The 18,305-nt window shown below is 36.5% G+C and carries 20 protein-coding genes, 1 tRNA gene and 1 pseudogene; 10 read left to right on the plus strand and 12 right to left on the minus strand.

Annotated elements, in window-relative coordinates:
- Window positions 1-35 precede the first annotated feature (35 nt).
- The 12 genes and pseudogenes from Q0H92_RS05600 to Q0H92_RS05650 form a co-directional block, all read right to left on the minus strand.
- Window positions 36-1,016 (minus strand): acyltransferase, encoded by a 981-nt coding sequence (locus Q0H92_RS05600; RefSeq protein WP_296012782.1) that lies wholly within the window; start codon window positions 1,014-1,016, stop codon window positions 36-38.
- On the minus strand, window positions 962-2,434 hold the full coding sequence (locus tag Q0H92_RS05605) for an oligosaccharide flippase family protein (RefSeq protein ID WP_296012784.1): 1,473 nt from the start codon (window positions 2,432-2,434) through the stop codon (window positions 962-964). The genes Q0H92_RS05600 and Q0H92_RS05605 overlap by 55 nt, the downstream gene beginning before the upstream one ends.
- Complete coding sequence (locus tag Q0H92_RS05610; RefSeq protein WP_296012786.1) at window positions 2,435-3,535, minus strand: DegT/DnrJ/EryC1/StrS family aminotransferase; 1,101 nt, start codon at window positions 3,533-3,535, stop codon at window positions 2,435-2,437.
- A gap of 13 nt (window positions 3,536-3,548) precedes the next feature.
- Window positions 3,549-4,394 (minus strand): annotated as a pseudogene (locus Q0H92_RS11320) (acyltransferase family protein); the annotation flags it as partial.
- 330 nt (window positions 4,395-4,724) lie between these two features.
- A complete protein-coding gene (locus Q0H92_RS05615) occupies window positions 4,725-5,255 on the minus strand; it encodes a hypothetical protein (protein WP_296012787.1) in 531 nt (176 codons plus the stop codon).
- On the minus strand, window positions 5,245-6,573 hold the full coding sequence (locus Q0H92_RS05620) for an AAA family ATPase (RefSeq protein WP_296012789.1): 1,329 nt from the start codon (window positions 6,571-6,573) through the stop codon (window positions 5,245-5,247). The genes Q0H92_RS05615 and Q0H92_RS05620 overlap by 11 nt, the downstream gene beginning before the upstream one ends.
- A gap of 201 nt (window positions 6,574-6,774) precedes the next feature.
- Window positions 6,775-7,230: an acyltransferase gene (locus Q0H92_RS05625; protein WP_296012792.1), complete on the minus strand. Its 456-nt coding sequence runs from the start codon at window positions 7,228-7,230 to the stop codon at window positions 6,775-6,777.
- Entirely contained in the window at window positions 7,227-7,646 is a 420-nt protein-coding gene (locus Q0H92_RS05630; RefSeq protein ID WP_296012794.1) for an FdtA/QdtA family cupin domain-containing protein, read from the minus strand. Before Q0H92_RS05630 ends, Q0H92_RS05625 begins: the two co-directional genes overlap by 4 nt.
- Window positions 7,633-8,043, minus strand: a complete 411-nt coding sequence (locus tag Q0H92_RS05635; protein WP_296012796.1) for an FdtA/QdtA family cupin domain-containing protein — start codon at window positions 8,041-8,043, stop codon at window positions 7,633-7,635. The genes Q0H92_RS05630 and Q0H92_RS05635 overlap by 14 nt, the downstream gene beginning before the upstream one ends.
- Window positions 8,044-8,531: 488 nt before the next feature.
- Window positions 8,532-9,308, minus strand: coding sequence for a DUF4469 domain-containing protein (locus Q0H92_RS05640; protein WP_296012798.1), 777 nt, complete (start codon window positions 9,306-9,308; stop codon window positions 8,532-8,534).
- A gap of 519 nt (window positions 9,309-9,827) precedes the next feature.
- Entirely contained in the window at window positions 9,828-10,352 is a 525-nt protein-coding gene (locus tag Q0H92_RS05645) for a KOW motif-containing protein (protein WP_365920622.1), read from the minus strand.
- Window positions 10,349-11,023, minus strand: a complete 675-nt coding sequence (locus Q0H92_RS05650) for a hypothetical protein (RefSeq protein ID WP_296012802.1) — start codon at window positions 11,021-11,023, stop codon at window positions 10,349-10,351. The genes Q0H92_RS05645 and Q0H92_RS05650 overlap by 4 nt, the downstream gene beginning before the upstream one ends.
- 165 nt (window positions 11,024-11,188) lie before the next feature.
- Between Q0H92_RS05650 and Q0H92_RS05655 the strand changes: the two genes are divergently transcribed.
- The 10 genes from Q0H92_RS05655 (at window position 11,189) to Q0H92_RS05700 (ending at window position 18,275) form a co-directional block, all read left to right on the plus strand.
- Window positions 11,189-11,452, plus strand: coding sequence for a helix-turn-helix transcriptional regulator (locus Q0H92_RS05655; RefSeq protein WP_296012804.1), 264 nt, complete (start codon window positions 11,189-11,191; stop codon window positions 11,450-11,452).
- Between the two features lie 106 nt (window positions 11,453-11,558).
- The gene (locus Q0H92_RS05660) at window positions 11,559-12,014 is read left to right on the plus strand and encodes a PD-(D/E)XK nuclease family transposase (RefSeq protein WP_296012806.1); all 456 of its coding nucleotides are present in this window, start codon (window positions 11,559-11,561) and stop codon (window positions 12,012-12,014) included.
- The gene (locus Q0H92_RS05665; RefSeq protein ID WP_296012808.1) at window positions 12,014-12,496 is read left to right on the plus strand and encodes a hypothetical protein; all 483 of its coding nucleotides are present in this window, start codon (window positions 12,014-12,016) and stop codon (window positions 12,494-12,496) included. Before Q0H92_RS05660 ends, Q0H92_RS05665 begins: the two co-directional genes overlap by 1 nt.
- A 99-nt stretch (window positions 12,497-12,595) precedes the next feature.
- Window positions 12,596-12,668, plus strand: a tRNA-Met gene (locus Q0H92_RS05670).
- 190 nt (window positions 12,669-12,858) lie between these two features.
- Window positions 12,859-13,809: an ornithine carbamoyltransferase gene (argF, locus tag Q0H92_RS05675; protein WP_296012811.1), complete on the plus strand. Its 951-nt coding sequence runs from the start codon at window positions 12,859-12,861 to the stop codon at window positions 13,807-13,809.
- Window positions 13,810-13,836: 27 nt separating this feature from the next.
- A complete protein-coding gene (locus Q0H92_RS05680; protein WP_296012812.1) occupies window positions 13,837-14,280 on the plus strand; it encodes a hypothetical protein in 444 nt (147 codons plus the stop codon).
- Window positions 14,281-14,374: 94 nt separating this feature from the next.
- Window positions 14,375-15,358, plus strand: a complete 984-nt coding sequence (locus Q0H92_RS05685; protein ID WP_296012814.1) for a bifunctional oligoribonuclease/PAP phosphatase NrnA — start codon at window positions 14,375-14,377, stop codon at window positions 15,356-15,358.
- 276 nt (window positions 15,359-15,634) lie between these two features.
- The gene (locus tag Q0H92_RS05690; protein ID WP_296012816.1) at window positions 15,635-16,549 is read left to right on the plus strand and encodes a hypothetical protein; all 915 of its coding nucleotides are present in this window, start codon (window positions 15,635-15,637) and stop codon (window positions 16,547-16,549) included.
- A gap of 50 nt (window positions 16,550-16,599) precedes the next feature.
- Window positions 16,600-17,250, plus strand: a complete 651-nt coding sequence (gene rdgB, locus Q0H92_RS05695; RefSeq protein WP_296012818.1) for an RdgB/HAM1 family non-canonical purine NTP pyrophosphatase — start codon at window positions 16,600-16,602, stop codon at window positions 17,248-17,250.
- On the plus strand, window positions 17,247-18,275 hold the full coding sequence (locus Q0H92_RS05700) for a glycosyltransferase family 1 protein (protein ID WP_296012820.1): 1,029 nt from the start codon (window positions 17,247-17,249) through the stop codon (window positions 18,273-18,275). The genes rdgB and Q0H92_RS05700 overlap by 4 nt, the downstream gene beginning before the upstream one ends.
- Window positions 18,276-18,305 lie beyond the last annotated feature (30 nt).

The following is an 18,305-nucleotide window of genomic DNA, read 5'->3' on the forward strand; positions in this document are numbered from 1 at the left end:
TCCGCAACGGAGAAACTAAAAGCCTCAGCACCAAGTCAATTCCATAGCATACGGCGGTCATCGCAAACACCACAAACAAGGAATTTATCAGTACCCTCCCCCCGTGAATTTTTCAGAACTGGAATGTCAAACAAAGACCACGTTGTTCCAAAAAAATTTCCTGTATGCAGACAGAAAACACCGAACGTTGCTGCACTCACACAGTTCACAACTTTGCTGCTGAAAGAGATTTTTAAGAACAGCATAAACAGACAGACTGCATTCAAAATTACAAACGGCGAGGCATAAGACAATGCAGAATCTGAATCAATAAATTCAAGTACAAAAATGCAAATCAAAGAAATAAGATATGTCATCCAAAGGCACACATTTTTCAAATTGATTTGATACCTAGAAATAAAAGCTCCAACACAATAAAGAAGCAAGAAATTCACAATTGTGTATCCGCTCTCGCTTCCTGTGAATGCATTCACTGTGTTCATTCCGCCGACATTAAAACCTAGAATATGATTGGCAAATTCCAGGCAGAATGGAAACAGCGAGAACAGAAAAATAAGAATTCCGATAAATACGGAAGCCTGTTTTTTGTCCTTGAAGGAATCAAAGAGTTTTGAGACAAACGGACTCAGAACATACAAGACAAGATAAAAAGTCGCGTAATAATTTGTCGGAAGAAAACAAGCTACAAAATGTCTTAGGGAAAAATTGTTTCCATCAATAAAAATCCGAAGAAAGGAATCAAAAAATTTCAATCCGATAACGACAAGAAGAATATGAAGTATTCTCTTTGTCTTTATTTTCCTGTTATAAGAAAGAAAATATCCGCTAACCAACACAAAACAGTCAACAGCGCAAACTCCCAAAGCTTCCGTAAAACGGGTAAAATAAAAACCAAGTCCAGAAGTATACAATTCCAGCGCATGACCGCCCATTCCGTTATAATGCAGCGTTATGACAAAAATCATAAGCACAATGCGGAGAAGCTCGATGTTTGAATTTCTTTTAGTGTTTTCCATTTTTCTTTAGAACCTTTATTTTTTCTAAAAATATCCCTTCTATATAATAGGAAATAACAGCTACCAATCAGTATAAAAACACATATCAAAATCAACTCATTTTGCAAAAAACACAGCCGCCACAAAACCATAAAAATTACCATAAACAGAACAGCTAGCATAAAGCGCAATGAAATCTGCATGAGCTTCATATTGCACAAGATAACCATGCACACAACATCAGAAACCAGGTAGCCTATCAATGTTGCAATGGCGGCACCCTCTATTCCTATTCTTGGTATCAAGATAAAATTCAATACAACATTAACTGCTGCACCAGATGACAATATCAGCATATTCGGCCAGGTCTTTTTTACTACAAGAAACTGATTTGCAGCCACCTGAAAGAGCATCTGCAAAAGAGGAGCCAAAAACAAATACGGACTTATTATATATGCTGAAACATATTCATCAGTAAAAAGCAAACTATAAAGACCTCGGCTTACTATGCAAACAAGCATTGTGCATAAAAAAGAAATAATGCCTAAATATTCAAAGATAAGGGAATTAGTCCTCACCTGATTTTCTTCTTTCATGGTAGAAAAAGAAAAATACTGCCAGCCACCTGCAAAAGCAGTATAAATAAGCTGGCTTGCGTGTCCTAGTTTTGCCCCCACAGAATAAACGCCAGACTGTCCGACATCAAGAAGATTTGCAATCATAACTCTGTCGCTGGAATTAAATATCCAGTAAATCAAAAAATTCGGAAATAAAGGAACTGCAATTGCTAAAAGCTGCTTTAAAAGCTTAAAGTCAAACTTCTTAAAGCTAAACCATTCTTTATTCAGAATCCAAAATGTAATCTCCATTGCAAGTCCAGAAACCACGCTTGCAAGCGGCAAGGCTATAACATAAAAACCTTTAAGCAGCAAAGGTATTGAAACTGCATAAGAAATCAAAGGACTTATTGTATTTGTAATAAGAAAAATCTTCCTCTTATTCTGCATTCTTGTCGGTGCAGAAATTATACCATTAGTTGCTCCTACCAAAGTCGCTATTGCCGTAATATAGACCAAATAAAAGTATTTTGTGCCGCCAAAGAAAAACTTTGCTATTGCATTCTTAAAAAACAACATCAGTACAAACACAACAGCAGAAGTTACAAGTGTAAACATCAATGTTGTTGAACAAATCTTTTCTTTGTATTGCCTTTCCTCTTTTTCAAAGAACATTCGGAACATTGCATCGTACATTCCAATTATGGCCAATGCACTTGCAAAAGATGTAACAGTAACAGACAGATCGCTTAGACCAAAGTATTCTGTATTTGGCATAAGCCTTGTGATAATAGGAACCATTACCAATGGAATAATCCTGCTGACTATTCCCCCTAGTCCATAAACAAGAAAATTTTCTATAAAGAGCTTAGCTTTTCCCATTTAAAACTCATTCACACAGTCAATAACATACTGAACCTGCTCATCCGCAATAGTAGGTCCAATCGGCAGACTAAGCTCCTGCGCAGCGATTTTTTCTGTAACAGGCATAGACATTCCGTTCCAGTCCTTGTAGCACTTCTGCTTGTGAGGCGGAATCGGGTAATGAATAACTGTCCCTATGCCTTTTTCTTTTAAATACTGCTGAAGCTCATCACGCTTTTCACAAAGAACAGGAAACAGATGAAACGCATTTGCGGAAAAATTTTTTGTTTCTGGAACTAAGATTTTCGGATTTTTTATTCCGTCAATATACATTTTGGCAACAGCTTTTCTGCGGTCATTGTCCTGCTCAAGATATTTAAGCTTTACATCAAGGACAGCAGCCTGAATTTCATCCAAGCGGCTGTTGCGTCCGATGTAGTCAAAGACATATTTCTTGCTTGAGCCGTAATTCGCCAATGCCCTGACACATTTTGCAACTTCCTCATCATCTGTTGTTACAGCTCCAGCGTCTCCCAATGCGCCAAGATTCTTTCCCGGATAGAAACTATGGGCAGCCGCATTTCCAAGGCTTCCAGTTCTTTTTCCGTTGAACTGGCATCCGTGAGCCTGAGCATTGTCCTCGAACAAGTAAAGGTTATATTTTTTGCAGATTTCTTCTATCTTATTGGTATAAGCGCAGCGTCCATACAGATGAACAATCATAATAGCCTTAGTCCTTGGCGTGATTTTTGGCTCAAGCAAATCATCATCAATTTCAAGAGTCTCAAGCTTCGGCTCTACAAGAACAGGAACCAAGCCGTTCTCGCTGATTGCAAGAATCGTGGCAATATATGTGTTCGCCGGTACTAAAACCTCATCGCCTTTATGCAGACGGCCAAGCTCAATATAAGAACGCAGAATCCAAATCAACGCGTCAAGACCATTTGCAACCCCTACACAGTATTTTGTGCCGATATATTTTGCAAAGTCAGCCTCAAACCTTTCATTTTCAGCCCCTTGCAGATACCAGCCAGAATTCACAACGCGGCTAACGGCCTCATTGATTTCCTTAGAATGAAGGCCAGTAACCTCTTTTAAACTTAAAAATGGAACTTGCATATTTTTGTCCTTATCAAAATAAAAAATAAAGTTTTTTAGTTAAAAACTTTTTAATCGGTTTTTCAATTAAGAAATGTAGAAACATACTTATAACGCAACAAAAGAAAAGTGAACACAAAAATAATTTCAAGCTTTTACTTTTCTGAAAAAACGAAATATGATTTACAAAATATTTTGTTATGTCAAAACAGAAAAACTGCGCTAAGTAGAATGCGTAACTACATCTACTGCACAATGAAATTATCCTTTGGAAGCGGCATATCTTATAGCACATTTCTAATCTTCCACAAAAATACAGAATAAACCCAAACACAGGAACTGCTAAAAAATTATAGAGCAGTACATATCCAAAACCAAAATGAACACCGAAAGATATTGCACATATTAAAACAAGAGTAAAAACTGGAATTAAAAAAGCATACCTTTTTGAAATACTTTTTTTTCTATTTTCTAAGAACAAATAAGCAAAAATAATCCCTTCCGCAAATTCAAGAAGTCTGAAAAATGGATTTGCATAAATATCGCTGAATTTAAAAACATAAACAGGCACATAAGAATATGAAGTCATCAAATAAAATAAGATTAGAAGAACGATATTCGTCTTTTTTTTATTTTGTGAAACTACGGATTCAAGATATGGATAAAGTAAATAGGCAATAAAAATACAGCTGATAAACCACGTTCCTCCGTTATGTAAAACAGCAAAACTTCCGTCATAAACCGACTGTATCATTAAAAATTCAACAGGCGCAATAACCAAATGCTTCCATGCAGGAAGAATATCTCCCTTAATTAATTGAAATACAGACCATAAAATCCATACTGCAATATAAAGCGGAAATATCGATACGATTCGTTTTACAAAGAAAGAGCCATGCCTCCCCCCCCGTTAAATTTTTAGTATAATACAAGGCAAATCCAGACAGCATAAAAAATGCCGTCATAAAAACATGAGAATCTCCAATAAAATTATTTAAGATTCCAAAATTCACATTTAAATGAATCCTTGCATGAAATAAAAATACTGCAAATGCACAACAGCATCTGAATATATCAATACTGTAAAGACGTGAATTTGATTGAACTTGCATATTTTTTTGTCCTTGTATGAGAAAGCGATAAATTTTTCAGAATTAATTTATTTGAAAAAAATATATATAAAAGTATTTTACAAAATTTTACAGAAAGATTATTTATCTTCAAACAATCTTTCAAAATCAGCCTGTTTAACAGGAAAATTTTTAGGAGAATTTAAATTTCTTCGTTTCCAAGAATTCTTTATTTGTTCAAAATTTTTATTTTTAAAGACAAAATAAGCAATATCAATACATTTTATTTTCCCATCTTTTTCATCTATTAAGTTTTTCGTAAATGAAAATTTTTCTTTTATGGAATCATTTGAAATATTTGAATGAACTTTATTTGGTGCAGTAACATTAAATTTAAAATCAGCGAGTAAATATCTCTTTTCCAATTTTTCAGAAGAACTTATCTTGGTTACAACAAAAGTAATATCCATGCTTGATGGAGTTGGCACAAGATTTAAAGAATCTTTAATCTTGTCGATATTTATAAGCATAATATTTTTTAAACAAGTTTTTCCACCTTCATGAGTCACTATTTCATTATAGCTTTGAAAATCTTCTTTATTAAATATAACAGGAGATTTTACAGTGAAATCTTTATTATATTTAAATTCAAAGAATACATCACTCGTCATCGAATGAACCATATTGATTAATACGATCTAATGCAATATTAAATGAGCTAAATATCTCCTCAATATCTGTACCAAGATTTTTATATTTATATTTTCCAAAATCTTCACTTTCAACTTCATTAGCAATGTAAAAAGTCAAAGAATCTGAAATTTTCTCTTTTTCAGAAATATATTTTATGGCACTAACCATATCTGGACTGTGACTATCAGCAAGAATTGTTACATTTAACCATTTATGTATAAGAACCAAAATCCTAGCATATTCAACTATCCACTTCGGATGTAAGTGAACTTCAGGTTCATCAACTATAAGTAAAGTTCCATCTTTCAAGTAACCATTCATATATAACCGTTCAATAACTGCAAAACACTTTACACCACTTGCAGCCTGTGACAAAGGAATTGATTTACCATCTTTTGAGGTATACATAAAAATTCTAGAAAATATATCATCTTTTAACGAAATCTTACCATTTAACACATCATTTAATATATCTGAAATAACTTTATTTTTAATAGAATTACTTTCAGAAGCCAGTGCAGTTCCCAATTCAACAGAAACTGAAGATCGTGTTATCCTCTCTTGGTCAAAAATTGTAGGAACATCAATATAAAAAACATGAGAAAAACTTTTTTGAAAAGTCACAGACATTGTTTTCTTATCAATCAAATTTGAATCAAACTCATTAAATAAATAATCCCATTTCTCGGTATTCTCGTTAAAATATTTTAAAAATTGATGATTATATACACGTAAATTATGTGTAGTTTTTAATTCAGCGATTTCCTGCACTAACTTATTTATATAGTTTTCATAGTCATCTAACAGTTCAAGAATGGTAGTAGCGGTCGTCTTCCTAATATGTCGCTTATATAATTGAAAAAGTCTAGAAACTGAAACATTTCCTAATTCATATTCTTTTGTTTTATACTTTTCCTTAAGGATTTTTATTCTTGGAATAATAGAATCAGACAAATATAACTCGGAATTCTTAATATTAACAGGATTTGGAAGAACCGTTTCAGTATTGCCACCAAATAAATTTTCTTCATTAACATCTGAAAACAAATCTCGTCTAAATTTTCTTGGGACAAAATCCTCCAATAGAGATGTAATAAAACCTAATTTATTTGAATAGAGTTCTGTTACTTTAGAGTCAAAATCAATTGAAGTTTTTATAAATCCGTACAAAAGTTTTGATATTGTAGTTTTACCACAACCATTTTCTCCAGACAAAACCGTTATACCATTCAAATCAATTTCAGCATCTTTTATTGCACGGACATTTTTTACTGAAATAGAAAATTTTGACTTCATAATTGCTATTATAGAATAAAAACGAAAAAATGACAATTCCCAATAATTTACACTGACAATTACATTATTCACTATTATTAAGAAAGAATAGAAATTGCTGTATATCAACTTCAGTAAACTCAATCAACAATGTCATTATTGATTGATAAACAGCAAAGATTCATCTACTTTGAGATTCTTAATATTAAGTATATACATAGTTTAATCCATCTTTCTTACAAACCTAGCTGGATTACCAAGCCAAAGTTCCCCTGCCGGTATATCTTTTGTAACAACGCTTCCAGCTCCAATCATTGCATTTTCGCAAATAGTAACTCCTGCAAGAACAGTCGAATTCGCACCGATTGTAGCGCCTTTTTTTACAACAGTTTTCAGGAGCTTCCAGTCCGGATTCTTTGAACGCGGATATTTGTCATTTGTAAAAGTCACATTCGGACCAATACATACGTTGTCCTCAACAGTAACTCCGTCCCAAAGCTGCACGCCGGACTTGACCGTCACATTGTCTCCGATAACAACCTCGTTTTCTATCAGAACATTTGCGCAGATATTGCAGTTTTTACCAATTACAGCTTCAGGAAAAACTACGCAGAACTGCCAGATATTTGTATTTTCGCCTATATTTTCAGTTTTGCAGTCAGCAAGTTCATGAATCATTTCTTCCACTCCAAAAACTCATTGTAATCGCGGATGTAGTCTTCCTTCTGGTACACTTCGCTTGCAAGAACAAGACAAACTGAGCCGCTGGAAAAATTATCTAAATCTCGCCAAATACCAGGAACAACAAAAAGTCCCTGATACGGCCTGTTCAATGTGAAAGTACGTTTGACCTGCCCATCGTCAAGCCGCACATCAAAACTTCCGCTTGCCGCAATAATCAGCTGCTTAAGCTGCTTGTGGCTGTGCCCGCCACGCTCCTCACCGCCGGGAACATCATAAAGGTAATAGCACCGCTTTACGTCAAAAGGAATCTCTTTTTCATTTTGAACAACTGTAAGATTTCCCTTCTCACGGTGATTCTTGCTAAGCTCAATCATTGTGCAGTCATAGACTGTTGTTTTATCTTTGTTCATTTTTTACCTTTGACAAAAATTCATTGTAGTCACGGATATAGTCTTCCGCATTGTAATCCGTAGAAGAAACTATCATCGCAAGCGAATTCGTAGAAAAATTTTCCATTTCGCGCCAATAAAGCTTTGGAACATACAATCCGTAATAAGAGCGATTCAAAGCGAACGTCTTCTTTTCTGCTCCGTTGTCAAGCACAACATCAAAACTTCCAGAAAGGGCAACTATAAACTCTTCTGTATTCTTGTAAGCATGCCCTCCACGATTTTCTCCTCCTGGAACATCATAAATCCAGTAGGAACGTCTGATTTTAAACGGCAGCTGATTGTCGTTCTCAAAAAAAGACAAATTTCCCCTAGGGTCACTTATCTTTGGGAGCTGAATAATTTTTGGTTCGTTCATTGTTTTTTTTAAAATTAGTTTGATTGTGAATTTTGTTTGTTTGATTTATTGGAATAAATCCATTTTATATAAGCGGTTGAATTTTATTATTAGTAATTTATTTTAAACTAAACATCATTGAATGAAATAACGCCTATTTTAACCATTCACACTGTCCAGTACATCATTTCATACTGGACGTTACAAAGCATCACACTAGCCTTTACGATGTTTCATACTAGATTATACAAAAGTGAATGCTAGACAGTGATTTGTTTTATAAAGGTCTAAAAAGCAAAAAAAAATCTGGCAAAAGAAGCCATCGAAAGATTCAAAATACGTCTGGTCAAGGTACGCTTACGCCAAAGACCTTGCCTCATCCGTTTTTAAGTTTTTGATAAACTCTAAATAAAAAGCCATACCGCAAAAGCATTTTACATTTGCAGCATGGGCTGTTAAAAATTACCGTGGAAAATTTTAACTTCCCACGGCAATAACTATTAAAAAAATTACGAAACTATAAAGTTTCCATAAGTAAATTCAAGAGGCTCTTTTCTGAAAACTTTGCCGCCAATAAACTGTGTTACAATTTTTATGCTGTACTCCCCGTTTTCCAAGTTAGCAGGAACAACACACGCAATCGCAGTCGAAGCATTTCTTCCAAGCTCACTGGCAGAAAGTTTTACAGTCTTTGAGCTGTCTTCAGTATTCACAAAGTACAGGCCAACTTCCTCGCAGTCTCCCAAAATACGGATGTTTGTTCCTTTTATTTCAAGATAACCGCCTCTTGTAAGAACAGAGTCCGCCTTTGATTTTGCATCATATACACCTGTAATCACTGGCTTTTTCGAGTTGCCTTTTCTGATTACAGGCTTGATTTCTTCAAAGACCTTCATTGCGGCTGCAGTTGGATGCGAAGAAATTACAATTGAATGTTTTTCTGGCGAAAAATCCTCTGTGTCAGATTCAAAAGAGCCGTTCAGTTTAAGACGAAACTTATTGATTCCATCATCAACAACAAAGCCTTCTGCAAGACGCGACAATTTTGCGTTCCGTATAAGCATCATAATTGACAGAATCTGTTCTTTTGAAAAGCCTGCATTCAATCCAGCGACAACAATGTCATTCGCTATGTCTTCATCAGTACATACACCGCGAGTTATTGTCATGGCATAGAACTTTGACTTGCTGTTCTTGTCTTTTACCATGTTGTTTGAATAAAGCGCAACAGGAAGATGCCCAGACTTATAATCAGATTCAATTTTTGAAAGAGTATTAATATTCATTTTTTACTCCTAATACGCATTTACTAAAATATACTTAGTTCGTAAACCCCATTTTCAAACGCCTGTTAAACTTATATAACTGTTTGAGGGTTTGTGCTCCAAGATCTTACTATAAACAAAATGAAATTTTATAGCCGCCTTGCTCTATATGTCTTAACGGAAAGAAAGTTAATGTAAAGATTCTTACATTTTTTTCTCTACGACCGTTGCCGTTTTTCCTGTGGCGCCCAGGGAACATCAATAAATCAATTTGCTTTCCTCCAGATATTTTATATTTATGGAAACAAATCCACTTTACACTTTAAAATATAATAAAAACTATTCAGAAAGACAAATTTTTTTGTGATTTTTTTTGCAAATATCAAAAACTCTTATTTTAAAGACACCTTCTCCATTGCAATGAAAAAAAAACTTCCGTTGCCTGAAAAAAAAACATGGTCGCCATCCGAAATGCGCTCTTGAACCAAGATCCGCTTCTAAAAAAGGCTGTCTTTAAATTTGCAGAACAAACTTCTGCATTTATTTTGAAGGCTGCTTTTGAACTTCCTCGTAGCAAAGCCCCACAACACGCACGCCGTTCATAAAATCAATCTGTATGTTTAATCGCTTGTTGCGGCGGTTCACGGCTACCACATTTCCAGAAAAATCCTTAAACGGTCCGTCCGTTATAATAACCCTGTCTCCCGCATCAAACTTAACAGGAACAATTCCCACAGTGCTTCCAAACCTCAGTATAGAGCTCACAATTTCCAAGTCGCCCTTTACAAGAGGACTGACAGAACTATTTGAGGGTAAAAAACGTAAAAAATATTTTCCCAAAGAAAGAACATAAAGCTTTGATGCTTCACATTCTTCCGTTTCAAGAAAAACATATCCGGGGAAAAAAGCATCAAAATATTCTTTCCCGTTTTTAAGCCTCATCCGCTTGCGCAGAATATGGACAAACCCTTGAAAAGTGCACTTATCTCCGCTAATCATGGGAAGAACGCTTTCCTTGAATTTTTCCTCTAGCCCGGTCTTTACCGATATACAATAAAGGCTCATAGCACAGAAAATTCCGCGCAAGCATTCTGTCTTGCAAGCTCACATTCAAACTTCGCGTTTCTGTCTGCCGCAAAAACATCAAACATCTCTTCCCCTTTCTGCAACGACTTGATAAATGAAGCCGTGTAAAAGCCGCTTCCATCTTCCAAAAGCAACGGCTTTTCGCCAATTTTGCATCCAGAGAAAAACGCACTGCCGTTTATTTTTTCAAGCGCATTTTCACTTAAGAATCTGCCGGCTGCAATATTACGCAAAGCATTATTTTCGCTGTTAGAATCCCGCACAAGCAGTTCTTCATTCACAGAATCCTTATAATCCTCCGAAACAAAGCTTTCACACGAATCAAAAAAAACTGCCGTATGAAGTGTGTTTTCTTCCATTATGTATTGCAATTTTATTTCAGTTCCGCAGAAAGTAAATCCGTTTTCAGTGCGAACGTCATCTTTGTTTCCGCAGAAATAAAAAACAATATTCTTCAGCTTAACGTCTGAAACACGGCGCAAAAGGAATTTCAAGGAAGCAAGGTCAATTCCTTCTGGAATAATCATTATTTCAGATTCCGTCCAAGAGCCTCCTTTTAGGCTCAAGAGAAACCTATAGAAATCAGCGAGCGACTTTTGAATGTAGTCCGATTTTTCTGAAACTCCAACAAGAACTGCACAGCGCGTCAAATTCCACTTCCTTAAAAACAATCCGCCTAAGCATTTTAAAAAATTACGCAGGCAAAAAGCTAAACTACTTATTTTCGTAGTTAAAAAACATATTACTACGAATATAAATAGTTTTCAAGTAAAAACTACGGATTCAAGTAGTAAAATTCCGCTTATAATTGAAGAATGGCATTTTGGGACAATGTTGAAACCTTGCGGCTGGCGCAAAACACTTCCTACCGCTGGATTGCAAAAAAGATGGGAGTTTCAGAAACGACAGTTTCCAGCATGAGAAAAACAGGAACAGAACCAAGAGCATCAGACGCATTTAAAATCGCCTCAGCGTTAGGGACAACAGTTGAATTTCTATGCAACGGAGAAAGCGACTATTACCAAAGCCGTTACATAAACTTAAAGAATGCCATAAAAGAACTTTTTGAAAAATATTGATTTTATTCTTCAGAAAATCTAAAAAGCCCCATATAAACAGTGCAGTTTTTGTATTTTTTCAGCAATGAATATTTATAGAAATTTTCAAAGCAAGCAGGAAGGAAAAATGCAAAGACACGAACTTACACCGGCTCAAAAATGGGAGCGGCTCACACTCGCCGACAATTTTATCTTCTGCAAAGTCCTTGAGGACAACCCGGAAGTCTGCAGGCATCTTATCGAGATTCTCCTTAACATAAAAATCGACAGAATCGAAAAGCCTGCCGCGGAAAAATCAATAAAAACAGATTTTATCTCGCACGGAATAAGATTCGATGTATATGTGAAGGACGGAAACGGCCGCTCGTTCGACATAGAAATTCAGACAACGCACAGCACTTCCCTCGCAAAACGCGCCCGCTATTACCAAGGACTGATGGACGTTGACAATGTGCAGCATGGAGCTGGCTATGACGTGCTTAACGAAAGCTATGTTATTTTTCTGTGCTTGGGAGACGCGTTCGGAAAAGGATTTCCAGTCTCACATTCCGCTACCGTGCCGACGAGGATAAGAATTTTCTGATGAATGACGGAACAGTAAATATCTTTTTCAATGCGAAAAAATATGATACAATGAAGTCCGAGGAGCTGAAATCGTTTTTCAAGTATCTCTGCGGAAAAGAGCCGAGCTCCAGTTTCACAGACAGGCTTTCCGCGTTGGTCGAGCGTGTAAAAATAAACGCGCAGTGGAGGCACAGGTTTATGACATGGGAACAGGAAATGGCTATTCAGTCCAATGAAAAAGCAAAAGAAATAGCAAAGGAGCTTGTCAAAGACATGGCCAAGGAAATAGCTCAAGACATGGCAAAAGATATTGCCAAGAACATGGTTCAAGACATGGCAAAAAATATAGCCCAAGAAGCTATTGCTAAAAATTCGACTTTAACTGCAAAAAAACTTATAGAAATGAATCTTTCTATCGAAAACATTGTAAAAGCCACAGGACTTTCAACAAAGCAAGTACTAGACCTAAAAAAGGAATCAGAAATATTTCAAAAAGCATAAATAATAAAAAAATTTCACTTAATTTTACAAAAATTTGCTAAAATTTAAAAAACTTCTATTGACACATTTTTTATGGCGTGCTATAGTCTGCATATTCGTGGTGGCATAGCCCAGTCGGTAGAGCAATGGACTCATATTCCATGTGTCATAGGTTCGATCCCTATTGCCACTATAGAATCAAGCACTTCAGTTTTCTGAGGTGCTTTTTTGTTTTATGCTGAAAATAATCTGGCTCGATATATTTCAGCAAAAAACCGAAAGATGTATAAATATACACAAAATCTCTACAATTCTGCATAAACAGTTGATTTTATACACAATTAATCTTATAATTAATCGTAATGCAAAACGGAGGAAGCAAAATGAAGGCAGAAGAATTCAAAAGCCCTTTCAAGGGAAGAAGCCTTTTAAATTGGATAGACTGGAAACCTGAAGAAATCAGACAGATTTTAGACTGGGCATTTCAAGTAAAAAAAGAATCACATGCAGGTGAAGTCCATCAAAGATTTTTAGGAAAAACAATCGCGCTCATTTTTGAAAAACGCTCAACACGCACAAGATCTTCATTTGAAACTTCATTCGGCGAAGAAGGCGGACATCCTGTCTTTATGTCAACTGACGATATTCAGCTCGGCGGAAAAGAAAGCGTGCAGGACACAGCAAGAGTTCTGGGAAGAATGTTCAGCGCAATAGAATTCCGCGGATTCAAGCAGTCCCATGTTGAAGACCTTGCAAAATACTCAGGAATTCCAGTTATAAACGGACTTACAGACGACTTCCACCCTACGCAGGTTCTTGCGGACATTATGACACTCAAGGAAAATTTCGGGCATTTAAAAGGACTTTCGCTTTGCTTCTGCGGAGACGGAAGAAACAACATGGCGCGTTCTCTTATGCTGATTTGCTCTAAGTTCGGAATCAATTTCAGCGTGTTTGCGCCAAAGGAACTTTCGCCTGACAACGAAATAATGGAAATCTGCGCGCCGTTTGCAAAGGAATCCGGAGCAACTATAACCGTTTCCGATAAAATTTCAGTTGTCAAAAACGCAGATTGCCTTTATACTGATGTTTGGGTTTCTATGGGTGAAGAATCGCTTAAAGAAGAGCGCGTAAAATTGCTTCAGCCATACCAAGTGAACAAGGCGCTTATGGAAGCAACTGGCAAGCCTGAAACTATATTCCTGCACTGCCTCCCTGCCGTAAAAGAACAGGAAGTTACAGAAGAAGTCTTCGAAAGCAGCGCAAGCAAAGTCTGGGATCAGGCGGAAAACAGAAAGCACACCATAAAAGCCATTATGCTCGCGCTTATATAATTATATAGAATAAATTCGGAGGAATTCATGAAGAAGTTTTTTGCCGCGGCAGTTCTTGCTCTTGCTATGATTTTGCCAGCAGTTTCACAGGAAAACAACGAGCAGACAAAGCAGCCTGTATGGAATCACGGAGACAATGTATCTACAATTTCTTATCAGAATGTAAGAATCTTCAAAATCTATGACCAGAAAGACGCTTATGTTGTTCTTTACGAAAAACAGGGCATAGACATCGGAACTGCGGTTCTTCCAAAAAAGTGGTTCAAAAATGAAGACGGAGCTAGAAAACTCAACTTCAGAACTATGCCAAAAGGTCTTTCTCCGTACATGACAGTAATAAGCCAGAACGGTGAATTCCTAAAAGTATGGATTACAGCTCCAACAAACCGCTTCAATTCACTTTGGGCAATTGCTCCTAGCGGAATGCAGATTGACGGAACTGACGCAGATTCGCTTACTCTTGACTACTAGAAAAATTAATAAGTAGCAAAACACAATTTTTATTAAGGAGACTTGGTTCTGAAATTTTCAGGGTCAGGTCTTTTTTAGTTTCAGGCAGGAAAATATGATTCTTATTTCAAAAGAACAAATTTCAAAATTCAAAAACTTTTTAGATTCACATGACAGTTTTATTATCGCAGGACACAAAGAGCCGGACGGAGACTGCATTTCAAGCTGCATAGGACTTTCATTTATTCTGGACAAAATCAACAAGCCTTACATAATGCTCAACGCAGGACCTTTCAAAAGAAACGAAATAAAAAAATTCGCGCCAAAATTCAAGAATGTCCTGCCCTTTATGACTCAGGACGAAAGGAATTCATGCGGACTTATAATCGCGGACTGCTCGGAGCTTTCAAGGCTCGGCGACATTGATGGAGATTTAAAAGGATTCAGCACATTTATAATCGACCACCACAAAACAGCCGACGTAAAAAATTCAGACAACATAATAGACCCGACTTCACCGGCGGCATCTTGCCTTGTCCAGCAGCTTTTTGAATCACTTGTCGGAAAACCTTCAAAAGAACAGGCGGATATTTTCTTCTTCGGAATGGCGACCGACACAGGATTTTTCAAGTATCTTACAGAAGACAGCTCGGAAGTCTTCAAGGGAACGGCAAGACTTGTGGAATCCGGCGCAAATCCAAGGAAAATTTATCAGGAAATGACAGGCGGAAAGCAGTGGAACACAAGAAAGCTTCTGGGAATTATGCTAGACCACGCGGAACGGCATTTCAACGGAAAACTTGTTGTAACTTTTGAAACAATAGACGACACAAGAAAATTCGGGCAAGACGGCCGGGACAGCGACGCTTTTTACGCGCTCATGCTTGAAGTTGAAAATGTCGAGGCAGTTTTGTTCATTCGGCAAGAAACAGAATTTTCATGCACACTGGGATTCCGTTCAAAGGAAAAATGCGACGTTAGCGCAATTGCTTCTAAATTCGGCGGCGGCGGACACAAAAATGCTGCCGGAGCAAGCACGGAAGGCAAAATTGAAACATTGCTTCCTTTAATCTTAAAAGAATTCGCAAAAGTTCTTTAATTTTTCTTCCATAAAAATAAATCATAATACTCAAGAAAAAGCTTCCAGAAATGGAGGCTTTTTTGCTATTTTTTCTGCAATATTTTTTTAACAAATAACAGAAAATAACAAAAATCCTGTTATATTTTGAAAAAACTTACAGAAACCAGCTAGTTTTTCAGTTATAAAATAGCAAAAAATTAGATAAAACACACAAATTTCACGTAATTTCGCTTGGCATAAATATTGCTGTTTTTCTTTCACACAATCAACTTTTTTTATTTAATAGGAGAAATTATGAGTGAAAAAACTACGGCGGAAGTAAGAAAAATCTGGAAGGATTTCAGCGAGAAAAAGACAAGCGAAGAGGAAGCGAAAAATTTGCTTTTGGAATTCATGTTCAGGCGGAAATTTGAGCTGGGACTTGCAAACATGAGCGAAGATGATTTTTCAGATTTTCTTGTTTACATGGCGGAACATTTCGTGCACATCTTAAAAAAATACAATCCTGCGATAAGCGATTTTTCCACTTACATTTACGGAGTTTTGCAGGCGTCGGCTTTATGGCGGAAAAAGAAGCAGCTTTTGGCAAACGAGAAAAATTCTTGCTGTGAAACTTTAGTTGTTGAAGAATCAAGTCTTGTTCTTGAAAATGAAGAAATTTATTTTGAAAACGAAATGACGACGGAAGAGCTTTTCAAAGTTGCAAAGAAAAATCTTGAATATTCGGCAGGCTCAAGACATTCCGAAAGAAAAACAAAAATCAGCGAAAGTTTTACAAAAGAGCTTTGCCTTGTTCTTGCGTTAAAATCCTGCTACAGCATTACGGATCCGCTTGTTGAAAAAGTTTCCGCGGCAACAGGATGCAACAAGGAAAAACTTAGAAAAATGATTATGAGCGCAAAAGAATCAATTGAAAAAAAGGAAATGCGGTTTCAGAATTTATTTAAAAGACGAAATTTCGCATATTTTCATAGAAAGAAATTTTCCATGCAAAAACAACGGGAAGCGCAAAAAGAATCAGACTGCACTGAACTCGAGCTGCAAAAATTCAATTCGCATGACCAAAGATGGCGCAAATCGATTGAAGAGCTTTCAAGGCAAATTCCAGTTCCAACAAACATAACTGTCGGCAAGCTTCTTTCAATGAGTCCACGCCATGTTGCTTCGCTTGTTTCAAAGGCAAAGGAGATTTTCAGCGGCGACGAATAGAAATCCGCCATTCTCTCGACAACAAGCATTTAAAATGCTATTCTTTTGGAATGAAAATTTATCTTGCAACCGGAAATTTAAATAAAAAACGTGAAGTCTCGGAGCTTTTTCCAGAGCATACAATTGTAATTCCAAAGGACGAGGGAATTGATTTTGACCCCGAAGAAACCGGCTCGACTTTTTACGAGAACAGCCTTATAAAAGCAAAAGCGTTGTGGGAAATTGTGCGCTGCCCTGTTCTTGCCGATGATTCTGGAATTTGCGCTGATGCCCTGAACGGAGCTCCGGGAATTTATTCTTCGCGTTATGCAGGACCGGATTTTATGCGCGGAAAACCTGACGGAAAAAAAATTCCGCAGGAAGAACAGAATAAATTTTTAATTCAGCAGATAACGGATTCAATTTCCTCTGGAAAATTTCAGAAGCGGACTGCGCATTACACTTGCTCAATGGTTCTTTATATGGGAAACGACAGGCTTTTTGTTGTGCAGGAAACAATGGAAGGCGAAATTGTCGAAAAAATTGAAGATGCAAGAGGAACAGGCGGATTCGGATATGACCCGATTTTTTATCTTCCTGAGCTTGGAAAAACTGCCGCAGAACTTACAGCAGAACAAAAAAATGCGATAAGCCACCGTGGAAAAGCTTCGCGCCTCATAAAAAAAATAGCAGAAGAAATTCTTTGCGACGAGGGAAGATGAAAATTGCAGTTGACTGCCGCATGAGTGGAAAAAGCGGAATCGGAACTTTTTTAGACGAAATTCTTCCGTATTTAAAAAGCAGCGGAAATGAATTATTTTTATTCGGCGGCAAGGAAGGAGAACCTTGCAATATAAAAACTTTTTCGCTGAAGGAAATGTTCTTTTTTCCGAAAGAGCTTTTAAAAAAAATAAATTCATGCGATGTTTACTTTTCGCCATACTGCAATATTCCCGGCGGAATAAAAATTCCAGTTTTTTCAACAATCCATGACATCGTTTTTCTTGATGTAAAAGGACTCTGCGGAAAAATTGGAACTATTGCAAGAAAATTTTTCTACAAACGCTCCGTAAAAAAATCTAAGGAAATTTTTACAGTTTCAAATTTCAGCAAGGAAAGAATTGAAAAAGTTCTAAAATGCAAGAAAAAAATTGCGGTTGTCTACAACGGTCTTCCAAATTATATGGAAAAAAAATGTCCAAATGCGCAAAAAGACAATTCCATAATTTTTATCGGAAACATAAAAAAGCACAAAGGACTTTCTGTTCTGCTCGAAGCTTTTGAAAAATTCTATCAGCTTGAAAGCACAGAAAAACCAAAACTTTTAATTGTTGGCTCTCAGGATAATTTCAGGACAAAAGACAATAACATTTCAGAAAAAATCAGCGAGCTGAATTCAAAATTTCCTGATTCAATTGAATTCACAGGATTTGTTGAAAATGAAAAACTGCTGATTCTTTTAAGCCGGGCAAAATTTTTGGTGCAGCCGTCGCTTTATGAAGGTTTTGGAATTCCGCCGTTGCAAGCGCTTTTCTGCGGAACAAAAGCCGTTATTTCAGACATTCCAGTTTTCAAGGAAATTTACGACGGATTTCCAGTTGTTTTTTTTCAGAGCGGAAACAGCAGCGATTTGTGTGAAAAAATGCAAAAAACTTTTTGCGATGACAGTCCGCTTGGAAAAATTCCTGAAAAATATTCATATAAAAAAACGGCGTCTTTGATTTTAAGTGAAATAACTAGAAAATAATGCGTTTTTATGTGTAACAATAGACAATTT

It is taken from the genome of uncultured Treponema sp. (genome assembly GCF_934725225.1).
In the GTDB taxonomy this organism is placed as follows: domain Bacteria; phylum Spirochaetota; class Spirochaetia; order Treponematales; family Treponemataceae; genus Treponema_D.

Excerpts from the sequence above, each read along its gene's own strand:
- Q0H92_RS05630 (WP_296012794.1), bottom strand. The coding sequence starts at position 7,646 with ATGAACAAAGATAAAACAACAGTCTATGACTGCACAATGATTGAGCTT.
- Q0H92_RS05610 (WP_296012786.1), bottom strand. The coding sequence starts at position 3,535 with ATGCAAGTTCCATTTTTAAGTTTAAAAGAGGTTACTGGCCTTCATTCT.
- Q0H92_RS05605 (WP_296012784.1), bottom strand. The coding sequence starts at position 2,434 with ATGGGAAAAGCTAAGCTCTTTATAGAAAATTTTCTTGTTTATGGACTA.
- Q0H92_RS05660 (WP_296012806.1), top strand. The coding sequence starts at position 11,559 with ATGCAAAGACACGAACTTACACCGGCTCAAAAATGGGAGCGGCTCACA.
- argF (WP_296012811.1), top strand. The coding sequence starts at position 12,859 with ATGAAGGCAGAAGAATTCAAAAGCCCTTTCAAGGGAAGAAGCCTTTTA.
- Q0H92_RS05600 (WP_296012782.1), bottom strand. The coding sequence starts at position 1,016 with ATGGAAAACACTAAAAGAAATTCAAACATCGAGCTTCTCCGCATTGTG.
- Q0H92_RS05625 (WP_296012792.1), bottom strand. The coding sequence starts at position 7,230 with ATGATTCATGAACTTGCTGACTGCAAAACTGAAAATATAGGCGAAAAT.
- Q0H92_RS05700 (WP_296012820.1), top strand. The coding sequence starts at position 17,247 with ATGAAAATTGCAGTTGACTGCCGCATGAGTGGAAAAAGCGGAATCGGA.
- Q0H92_RS05645 (WP_365920622.1), bottom strand. The coding sequence starts at position 10,352 with ATGAGCCTTTATTGTATATCGGTAAAGACCGGGCTAGAGGAAAAATTC.
- Q0H92_RS05690 (WP_296012816.1), top strand. The coding sequence starts at position 15,635 with ATGAGTGAAAAAACTACGGCGGAAGTAAGAAAAATCTGGAAGGATTTC.
- rdgB (WP_296012818.1), top strand. The coding sequence starts at position 16,600 with ATGAAAATTTATCTTGCAACCGGAAATTTAAATAAAAAACGTGAAGTC.
- Q0H92_RS05665 (WP_296012808.1), top strand. The coding sequence starts at position 12,014 with ATGAATGACGGAACAGTAAATATCTTTTTCAATGCGAAAAAATATGAT.
- Q0H92_RS05685 (WP_296012814.1), top strand. The coding sequence starts at position 14,375 with ATGATTCTTATTTCAAAAGAACAAATTTCAAAATTCAAAAACTTTTTA.
- Q0H92_RS05655 (WP_296012804.1), top strand. The coding sequence starts at position 11,189 with ATGGCATTTTGGGACAATGTTGAAACCTTGCGGCTGGCGCAAAACACT.
- Q0H92_RS05620 (WP_296012789.1), bottom strand. The coding sequence starts at position 6,573 with ATGAAGTCAAAATTTTCTATTTCAGTAAAAAATGTCCGTGCAATAAAA.
- Q0H92_RS05615 (WP_296012787.1), bottom strand. The coding sequence starts at position 5,255 with ATGACGAGTGATGTATTCTTTGAATTTAAATATAATAAAGATTTCACT.
- Q0H92_RS05640 (WP_296012798.1), bottom strand. The coding sequence starts at position 9,308 with ATGAATATTAATACTCTTTCAAAAATTGAATCTGATTATAAGTCTGGG.
- Q0H92_RS05680 (WP_296012812.1), top strand. The coding sequence starts at position 13,837 with ATGAAGAAGTTTTTTGCCGCGGCAGTTCTTGCTCTTGCTATGATTTTG.
- Q0H92_RS05635 (WP_296012796.1), bottom strand. The coding sequence starts at position 8,043 with ATGAACGAACCAAAAATTATTCAGCTCCCAAAGATAAGTGACCCTAGG.